Below are 9303 nucleotides of genomic sequence, written 5' to 3' on the forward strand. Positions count from 1 at the left end.
TCCTCAAAAACACAACGCACGGCATTAACCGCAAAAATCCACGATAAAAAATAATTCACATCAATAAATGAAATTATTTGATTAGCCCGATGAATAATTAATGGCTCACCGGAAAGAGAACTCGTTATTGCCGCTGGGCAATAGCATGGGTCGATTTTGTTAAGCGCCGACAGACCACGACATAAAATACCGGGACAAAGAATATCGCCAGCAGCGTCGCCGCAATCATTCCCCCCATCACCCCAGTACCGACCGCATTTTGCGCGCCGCTACCTGCGCCGGTACTTAATACCAGCGGCATTACGCCTAAAATAAAGGCCAGGGAGGTCATCAGGATAGGGCGCAAGCGCATTCTGACCGCTTCGAGGGTGGCCTCGATAAGGCTTTTGTGCTCTTTATCCATCAGGTCTTTGGCAAATTCGACAATCAGAATGGCATTCTTAGCCGACAGACCAATGGTGGTGAGCAGGCCGACCTGAAAATAGACATCGTTGCTCAAACCACGCAGGCTGGCGGCCAGCAGCGCCCCTACGACGCCCAGCGGCACCACCAGCATGACCGAAAAGGGAATTGACCAGCTCTCATACAGGGCAGCGAGACAGAGGAACACCACCACCAGCGAAATAGCGTATAGCGCCGGGGCCTGGTTACCGGAAAGCCGCTCCTGATATGACATCCCGGTCCAGTCAAAACCGACGCCTGCCGGGAGCTGCGACGCCAGCGTCTCCATAAGCCTCATCGCTTCGCCGCTGCTTTTGCCTGGTGCGGCCTCGCCGAGGATCTCCATGGAAGGCAGGCCATTATAGCGCTCTAAACGGGGCGATCCCTGGATCCAACGGGCACTGGAGAAGCTTGAAAACGGCACCATGCCGCCGGTCTGGTTACGAACATACCAGCTGTTAATGTCATCCGGCATCATGCGGTAAGGTGCATCGGCCTGGGCATAGACCTTTTTCACACGCCCGTTATCGATAAAGTCGTTAACGTAGGTGCTGCCCAGCGCGGTGGCGATCGTGCTGTTGATATCGCTGAGTGAAACGCCTAATGCCTGGGCCTTCTCCTGATCGACGTTGAGCTTGAACTGGGGCATATCCTCCAGCCCGTTGGGCCGCGTTCTGACCAGCATGTCCGGGTGCTGCGCTGCCTGCATGAGCAGCTGGTTTCGCGCGGCGGTCAGCGCCGTATGGCCCAGCCCCGCCTGATCGATCAGCTCAAAGTCGAACCCCGTCGCGGTTCCCAGCTCGGTAATAGCCGGCAGGTTGAAGGCAAAAACCATCCCATCTTTGATGCGGCTGAAGGCTTTGGTAGCCCGACCGACAATGGCGCCAACGCGATCCTCTTTGGCCTCACGCTGCGCCCACGGCATCAGGCGGACAAAGGCCAGGCCGTTGTTCTGCCCTTTCCCATTCAGGCCAAAACCGGTGACGGTAAAGACAGAGTCAACGTTGTTTTTCTCTTTCGTCAGGTAGTAGTTCGTTACCTCCCGCATGATCTGTTCCGTTCGCGCCTGCGTCGCTCCGGCGGGCAGCGTGACCATCGTCAGAAATACGCCCTGATCCTCTTCGGGTAAAAACGAGGTAGGCAGCCGCAGGAACAGCACCGCCATCCCGATAACAATGACAACATAAACAACGATATACCGTCCCGTACAGTGGAGCAGCTTCTGCACGCTACCGGTATAGTGCTGGGTACTCTTCTCAAACAGGCGATTGAAACGGCTAAACAGGCGATGGGTCTTATCGTGCTGTACCGGTTTAAGCAGCGTTGCGCACAGGGCGGGCGTCAGGATCAGAGCGACCAGCACCGAGAGCGCCATCGCCGAGACGATGGTGATTGAAAACTGTCGGTAGATTACACCCGTCGAGCCGCCAAAAAAGGCCATTGGGATAAAGACAGCAGAGAGCACCATCGCAATCCCAACCAGCGCACCCTGGATCTGGCTCATCGACTTCTGGGTGGCCTCCTTTGGCGGCAGCCCTTCGTCAGTCATGACCCGCTCAACGTTTTCGACCACCACAATGGCGTCATCCACCAGCAGGCCGATGGCCAGCACCATGCCAAACATGGTGAGCGTATTGATGGAGTAACCAAACGCCGCCAGCACGGCAAAGGTGCCCAGCAACACCACCGGTACAGCGATCGTAGGAATGAGCGTAGCGCGGAGGTTTTGCAGGAACAGATACATTACCAGGAAGACCAGCACGATCGCTTCAAACAGCGTTTTGAACACCTCGCGGATAGAGATGTTAATAAACGGCGTCGTATCGTAGCTGTAGACCAGCTTCAGGCCGTGCGGAAAATAGGATTGCAGATGCGCCATCTGCTGCTTTACCGCATCGGCGGTAGAGAGCGCATTGGCACCCGTCGCCAGCTTAATACCTAGCCCCGCCGAAGGTTTCCCATTATAGCGCGCCACCACGTTGTAGTTCTCACCACCGCGTTCAATGCGGGCAACGTCACGCAGCAGCACGCGTGAGCCATCCGCCTGTACCTTAAGCGTAATGTTGCCAAACTCTTGCGGCGTCCGCAGACGGGTCTGGGCGATGATCGAGGCGTTAAGCTGCTGCGTCGCCGGTGACGGCGTTCCCCCCAGCTGTCCAGCAGCAATCTGGCTGTTCTGCGCTTTGATTTCGTTAACCACGTCGAGGGTGGTCAGCTGATACTGGTTAAGCTTGCTGGGATCAAGCCAGATGCGCATCGCATACTGCGCACCAAACAGCTGAACGTCACCGACCCCTTCCGTGCGGCTCACCGGATCTTTGATATTAGATGAGATATAGTCGGCAATGTCGTCCTGCGACATGCTGCCATCATCAGAGATAAAGCCCATCACCAGCAGGAAGTTGCTGCTCGATTTTTTAACGTTGATACCCTGCTGCTGTACCTCCTGCGGCAGGAGCGGCATGGCGAGCTGCAGCTTGTTCTGCACCTGGACCTGGGCGATATCAGGATCGGTCCCGGAATTAAAGGTCAAGGTTACCGTCACGCCGCCCGAAGAGTCGCTGGTAGAGGACATGTACATCAGGTTATCGAGACCGTTCATATTCTGTTCAATCACCTGGGTTACCGTGTCCTGCACCGTCTGGGCATCCGCGCCGGGATAGGTAGCGTTAATGGCAATGGCGGGCGGCGCAATCGTGGGGTACTGCGCAACGGGCAGCTTAATGACGGCCAGCGCGCCTGCCAGCATCAAAATAATCGCCAGTACCCAGGCGAAAATCGGGCGCTCGATAAAGAACTTTGCCATATAAACGTATTACCTTTTGTTTTTCATCACCGGGATTTATTACCGGAAGGCGCTAGCATTTATTACCCAAATAAATACTTTATTTAATAACATTCATGGTATGAATATTTATTAACGCATAGCGAAAATAGTGGCGCTATGTTGAATGAACAACAAAAAAATGCAAGGATAGATAGCGAGATCCCGGGTATATTTTATTCAGCAAATGTAAATCACGCTTCGAGTATGACGGTGGCAGCGATGGCAAAAAAGACAAAAGAAGAGGCGGCCAAAACACGGCAGCGATTAATAGACACCGCTATTTTAACATTTTCGCAGCAGGGCTTTTCCAATACTACGCTGGATGACATTGCCTGCGCAGCGCACATGACGCGTGGTGCTATTTACTGGCACTTTACAAATAAGACAGAACTATTTAACGCCATCTGGCAAGAGCAGCGACCGTTAAAAGAGAGAATAGATCGCAAAGCACGATTACATTTTATTAACGATCCGCAGGGTCTATTCCGCCATAGCTTAATTGAATCTCTCCGCTTAATTGCAAAAAGTCCTTTCGAGCAAGCACTCGTAGAAATTCTTTACCATAAGTGCGAATTTACACAAGATATGATGCCAGAAGAGGAAATACGGGAGCGGCTATTTTTTAATCCTGCAAACGTTACCGAACTGTTAGAAAGGTGCCAGCAACAGGACCCCGGCTTTTTAAGCGGCAGCGTAGAGACGGCATTGATTATTATTCAGGGGTATCTAAGCGGAATTGTTAAAAACTGGCTGATGTTGGATAAGTGCTTCGATCTTGCCGCGCTGGCACCGCAGCTGGTTGAAGGGTTGCTGGTGATGCTGCGCATGACGCCAGAAGAGGGTCGCCCCAGGCTGAGCGCATGACGCTAGCGCTCTTTGGCTCCATCTTTTCTCCTTAATCCGCTGGCTTAAGCTATTTCTCTCCATGTTTTTTACATTGGACACGCTTTGTAAGAATAGAGGCATAAATTCCCGCCGTGACCAGTGGTACAATACCGCCATTCACATAAATGAGGTGAATGTGACCATGAAAAAATTAATTGCCGTTGCACTGTTATCTACCGTTCTTGCAGGCTGTGCCCATGACTCCCCTTGCGTACCGACCTATGACGATCAGGGCCGACTGGTGCATACCAATACCTGCATGAAAGGAACGACTCAGGATAACTGGGAAACCGCAGGGGCTGTTGCCGGCGGTGCTGCCGCCATTGCTGGCCTGACGCTGGGTATTGTGGCCTTAACCAAATAATCTGACTCAAGGCGTGGTTCCCCCCACGCCTTCTTTTTTGCTCCGCTCCGGTGCACTCCCGATCTCCTGTTAAATTTGCGACGCTTTCTGGTTCAAAAACCACGTCGTTCTCTCCTGCTTTTTCCATCCTGCTGTTTTTAATCCTTCCGTAGCGAAACTATTTTGCTCCGTTTTGTGGCGCAGGTTCGAGTTTCGCACCATTACGGAGCGCTGAATGCTTTTTTTCCTGTCTACACTCTGCATATTGCGGGGAGAACTCCCCTTTTCCGCCTTCCGCAAACCTGGCACTACCTTTGCTTTAAAGAGTATGGCCAACGCCACAGACAGGTTCCAGGCGTCTTCCGAACGCCTTTTTATAACAATAATTTCGCCACACAGGATGCATTATGAAAAAGATGACGATCGCCAGCCTGGCTGCCGCCGGTGCGCTGTTTGCTGTTGTAAACCAGGCGCATGCTGGCGCAACGCTGGATGCCGTAAAGAGTAAAGGCTTTGTACAATGCGGTATCAGCGACGGGCTGCCGGGTTTCTCCTATGCGGATGCTAACGGCAAGTTCACCGGTATTGATGTGGACGTTTGCCGTGGCGTCGCCGCTGCCGTTTTTGGCGATGACACCAAAGTTAAGTACACGCCGCTGACGGCAAAGGAGCGTTTTACCGCCCTGCAATCAGGGGAAGTTGATATGCTGTCACGTAACACTACCTGGACCTCCTCCCGCGATGCCGGTATGGGTATGGCGTTTACCGGCGTCACGTACTATGACGGTATCGGCTTCCTGACTCACAATAAAGCGGGTCTGAAGAGCGCTAAAGAGCTGGATGGTGCAACGGTCTGCATCCAGGCCGGTACCGATACCGAGCTAAACGTGGCGGACTACTTCAAATCCAACAATATGAAATATACCCCGGTCACCTTTGACCGCTCCGACGAGTCTGCCAAGGCGCTGGAGTCCGGCCGCTGCGACACCCTGGCTTCTGACCAGTCACAGCTTTATGCCCTGCGCATCAAGCTAAGCACGCCGGGCGAGTGGATCGTTCTGCCGGAAGTCATCTCCAAAGAGCCGCTTGGCCCAGTGGTTCGTCGCGGTGACGAAGAGTGGTTCTCCATTGTTCGTTGGACCCTCTTTGCAATGCTGAACGCAGAGGAGATGGGCATCACCTCTAAAAACGTTGACGAAAAGGCAGCCAGCCCGGCGACCCCGGATATGGCGCACCTGTTAGGCAAAGAGGGTGACTACGGCAAGGATCTGAAGCTCGATAACAAGTGGGCTTACAACGTGATCAAGAAAGTCGGTAACTACGCAGAGATCTTTGAGCGTAACGTTGGATCGGAAAGTCCGCTGAAGATCAAACGCGGCCAGAACAACCTCTGGAACAACGGCGGCATCCAGTACGCGCCGCCGGTGCGCTAAGCTGCCAGCACGCTAAGGTAGCGTGCTGTAACGGGCACTGCTCAGGCAGTGCCCAGCCCAGAGTCAAGGTTACCGAGGTTTTCTATGTCCCAACGCCGCCCAACCGTTAAAGGATCGTTCTCCCTTTCTAACCCCGCGGTTCGTGCCTGGCTGTTTCAAATTATCGCTATCGTGGCCGTCATCAGCGTCGCGATCTATTTGATACACAACACCGTTACTAATCTGAGCAACCGGGGCATTACCTCCGGCTTTGCCTTTCTCGATCGCGGAGCCGGATTTGGTATCGTGCAGCATCTGATCGATTACGAGCAGGGTGATACCTATGGCCGCGTGTTCCTTGTCGGCTTGCTCAATACGCTGCTGGTCTCCGCGCTATGTATCGTTTTTGCCTCTTTTCTGGGTTTCTTTCTCGGCCTTGCACGCCTGTCGGAAAACTGGCTGCTGCGCAAGCTATCAACGATCTATATCGAAACCTTCCGTAATATCCCGCCGCTGCTGCAGATCTTCTTCTGGTACTTCGCCGTACTACGTAACCTTCCTGGACCCCGTCAGGCGGTGAACGCGTTCGATCTGGCTTTTCTCAGCAACCGCGGACTCTACATCCCTGCCCCCGCGCTGGGCGAAGGCATCGTCGGTTTCATAGCCGCGGTGTTTATTGCAATCGCCGTTACCGTCGGACTGTACCGCTTCAACAGAAAGCACCAGATAAAAACCGGCCAGCTGCGTCGGACCTGGCCGACCGCGCTTGGGTTGATTATCCTGCTGCCCCTGCTTTCCCACTGGCTATTCGGCGCGGCGCTGCACTGGGACGTCCCTGAGCTGCGCGGGTTTAACTTCCGGGGGGGCATGGCGCTAATTCCAGAGCTGGCGGCGCTGACACTGGCCCTGTCGGTCTATACCTCCGCGTTTATTGCCGAGATCATCCGTTCGGGTATCCAGTCTGTGCCCTTTGGGCAACACGAGGCCGCGCGCTCGCTAGGTTTACCTAATCCGGTAACCCTGCGCCAGGTCATTATTCCGCAGGCGATGCGCGTGATTATTCCTCCGCTGACCAGCCAGTATCTCAACATTGTGAAAAACTCGTCGCTGGCGGCCGCGATCGGCTATCCCGATATGGTGTCGCTGTTTGCCGGAACCGTACTGAACCAGACCGGACAGGCGATCGAGACAATTGCTATCACAATGTCGGTCTACCTGATCATCAGCCTGACGATCTCCCTGTTGATGAATATCTATAACCGCCGTATCGCCCTGGTCGAGCGCTAAGGATCTACGATGACAAAAGCACTCCTGTCTCACCCCGTGCGTCCGGCAAGTTCCAGCGCTGGACGCTATCTCCAGTGGGCGCGTAAAAACTTATTCTCCAGCTGGTCTAATAGCCTGCTGACCGTGGTTGCACTGTGGCTGATGTGGGAGCTTATTCCTCCCCTGCTAAACTGGGCGCTGTTTCAGGCAAACTGGTTTGGCTCAACCCGCGCGGATTGTACTAAAGAGGGGGCCTGCTGGGTCTTTATTCATGAACGTTTCGGCCAGTTTATGTATGGCCTCTACCCTCATGACGAGCGCTGGCGCATCAATACCGCGCTGGTGATAGGCCTGCTCTCGATTATCCCCATGTTCTGGAATAGGCTGCCCAAACGCGGACGCTATATTGCCTGCTGGGCCGTGATCTATCCGCTGGTCGTATGGGGTCTGATGTACGGAGGCTTTCTCGGGCTGGAGCGAGTAGAGACGCGCCAGTGGGGCGGCCTGACGCTGACCCTGATCATCGCCTCTGTAGGGATTGCCGGCGCGCTGCCGCTGGGGATCCTCCTGGCCCTGGGCCGACGTTCAACCATGCCGGTGGTGCGCATTCTGTCGGTGATTTTTATTGAGTTCTGGCGAGGCGTGCCGCTCATCACCGTGCTATTTATGTCCTCGGTGATGCTGCCGCTGTTTATGTCGGAAGGGACCAGTATCGATAAGCTGGTGCGGGCGCTGGTCGGGGTAATTCTGTTCCAGTCAGCCTATGTGGCAGAAGTCGTACGAGGCGGATTGCAGGCGCTGCCTAAGGGCCAGTATGAAGCTGCCGAGTCGCTGGCGCTGGGTTACTGGAAAACCCAGGGGCTGGTGATCCTGCCTCAGGCGCTGAAGATGGTGATCCCTGGGCTGGTCAATACCATTATTGCCCTCTTCAAGGACACGAGCCTGGTGATCATCATCGGCTTGTTCGATCTCTTTAGCAGCGTGCAGCAGGCAACGGTCGATCCCGAGTGGCTAGGGATGTCGACGGAAGGTTACGTTTTTGCTGCGCTGGTCTACTGGATTTTCTGTTTTAGCATGTCGCGCTATAGCCAGCATCTGGAGAAGCGCTTTAACACCGGGCGTACACCGCACTGAGGATCACCATGAGTAATATGACTATGCCATCTGCCGACGCGATGATTACGCTTGAGAACGTAAATAAGTGGTACGGGCAGTTCCATGTGCTGAAAGACATTAACCTGAACGTAAAACAGGGAGAGCGCATTGTACTTTGTGGCCCCTCCGGGTCAGGTAAATCGACGACGATTCGCTGCATTAACCATCTGGAAGAGCATCAGCAGGGTCGTATCGTTGTCGATGGCATCGAGCTGAATGAAGATATCCGTAATATTGAGAAGGTGCGTCAGGAGGTAGGGATGGTATTTCAGCACTTCAACCTGTTCCCACATCTGACGGTTTTACAGAACTGCACTCTGGCCCCTATCTGGGTGCGTAAGATGCCAAAGAAAGAGGCTGAAGCGCTGGCGATGCACTACCTTGAGCGCGTCCGTATTGCCGAGCATGCGCATAAGTTTCCCGGCCAGATCTCCGGTGGTCAGCAGCAGCGCGTGGCCATTGCCCGTTCGCTCTGCATGAAACCTAAAATTATGCTGTTTGATGAGCCTACCTCTGCGCTGGATCCAGAGATGGTAAAAGAGGTGCTGGATACCATGATTGGCCTGGCAGAGTCGGGGATGACCATGCTGTGTGTGACGCACGAGATGGGCTTTGCCCGTACGGTTGCCGACCGCGTGATCTTTATGGATCGCGGAGAGATTGTTGAGCAGGCCCCACCGGAAGAGTTCTTTGCCCATCCAAAATCAGAACGTACACGCGCGTTTCTCTCACAGGTTATCCATTAGGATCGTATTACGCATGGCAGTTACGGCGGGCGTCCTGCCCGCCGCCCTCCGGGCCGTTGCTGCGCAACGTTCAAATCCGCTCCCGGCGGATTTGTCCCTCCTCAGGAGAGCGCTCACCGACAGACAACAGGCAAAAGAAAAAGCCCTGCACTTTCGTGCAGGGCTTTTTCTTCTGTTTGATGCCTGGCAGTTCCCTACTCTCGCATGGGGAGACCCCACACTACCATC

Annotated in this window: 8 protein-coding genes; 7 read left to right on the forward strand and 1 reads right to left on the reverse strand. The window is 54.3% G+C overall.

Annotation, left to right across the window (positions count from 1 at the left end):
- Positions 1–124: 124 nt before the first annotated feature.
- On the reverse strand, positions 125–3247 hold the full coding sequence (locus RTN40_RS13360) for an efflux RND transporter permease subunit (RefSeq protein ID WP_312228875.1): 3123 nt from the start codon (positions 3245–3247) through the stop codon (positions 125–127).
- Positions 3248–3385: 138 nt separating this feature from the next.
- On the opposite strand from RTN40_RS13360, the gene RTN40_RS13365 reads away from it, so the two are divergent.
- From RTN40_RS13365 to RTN40_RS13395, 7 genes are all read left to right on the forward strand, one after another.
- Positions 3386–4132, forward strand: a complete 747-nt coding sequence (locus RTN40_RS13365; protein ID WP_312228876.1) for a TetR family transcriptional regulator — start codon at positions 3386–3388, stop codon at positions 4130–4132.
- Between the two features lie 163 nt (positions 4133–4295).
- Positions 4296–4517: a membrane protein gene (locus RTN40_RS13370; RefSeq protein ID WP_042389968.1), complete on the forward strand. Its 222-nt coding sequence runs from the start codon at positions 4296–4298 to the stop codon at positions 4515–4517.
- Positions 4518–4903: 386 nt separating this feature from the next.
- The gene (locus RTN40_RS13375) at positions 4904–5929 is read left to right on the forward strand and encodes an amino acid ABC transporter substrate-binding protein (RefSeq protein ID WP_312228877.1); all 1026 of its coding nucleotides are present in this window, start codon (positions 4904–4906) and stop codon (positions 5927–5929) included.
- Positions 5930–6013: 84 nt separating this feature from the next.
- Positions 6014–7195: an amino acid ABC transporter permease gene (locus RTN40_RS13380; protein ID WP_312228878.1), complete on the forward strand. Its 1182-nt coding sequence runs from the start codon at positions 6014–6016 to the stop codon at positions 7193–7195.
- 9 nt (positions 7196–7204) lie between these two features.
- Positions 7205–8308, forward strand: coding sequence for an amino acid ABC transporter permease (locus RTN40_RS13385; RefSeq protein WP_312228879.1), 1104 nt, complete (start codon positions 7205–7207; stop codon positions 8306–8308).
- 8 nt (positions 8309–8316) lie between these two features.
- Positions 8317–9075, forward strand: a complete 759-nt coding sequence (locus tag RTN40_RS13390) for an amino acid ABC transporter ATP-binding protein (protein ID WP_312228880.1) — start codon at positions 8317–8319, stop codon at positions 9073–9075.
- A 13-nt stretch (positions 9076–9088) separates the two neighbouring features.
- Positions 9089–9303, forward strand: a 215-nt coding sequence (locus RTN40_RS13395) for a hypothetical protein (RefSeq protein WP_312228881.1), incomplete at its 3' end; no start/stop codon positions are given.

The organism is Pseudescherichia sp. (assembly GCF_031987975.1).
GTDB lineage: Bacteria > Pseudomonadota > Gammaproteobacteria > Enterobacterales > Enterobacteriaceae > Pseudescherichia.

Excerpts from the sequence above, each read along its gene's own strand:
- RTN40_RS13360 (WP_312228875.1), bottom strand. The coding sequence starts at position 3,247 with ATGGCAAAGTTCTTTATCGAGCGCCCGATTTTCGCCTGGGTACTGGCG.
- RTN40_RS13365 (WP_312228876.1), top strand. The coding sequence starts at position 3,386 with ATGTTGAATGAACAACAAAAAAATGCAAGGATAGATAGCGAGATCCCG.
- RTN40_RS13370 (WP_042389968.1), top strand. The coding sequence starts at position 4,296 with ATGAAAAAATTAATTGCCGTTGCACTGTTATCTACCGTTCTTGCAGGC.
- RTN40_RS13375 (WP_312228877.1), top strand. The coding sequence starts at position 4,904 with ATGAAAAAGATGACGATCGCCAGCCTGGCTGCCGCCGGTGCGCTGTTT.
- RTN40_RS13380 (WP_312228878.1), top strand. The coding sequence starts at position 6,014 with ATGTCCCAACGCCGCCCAACCGTTAAAGGATCGTTCTCCCTTTCTAAC.
- RTN40_RS13385 (WP_312228879.1), top strand. The coding sequence starts at position 7,205 with ATGACAAAAGCACTCCTGTCTCACCCCGTGCGTCCGGCAAGTTCCAGC.
- RTN40_RS13390 (WP_312228880.1), top strand. The coding sequence starts at position 8,317 with ATGAGTAATATGACTATGCCATCTGCCGACGCGATGATTACGCTTGAG.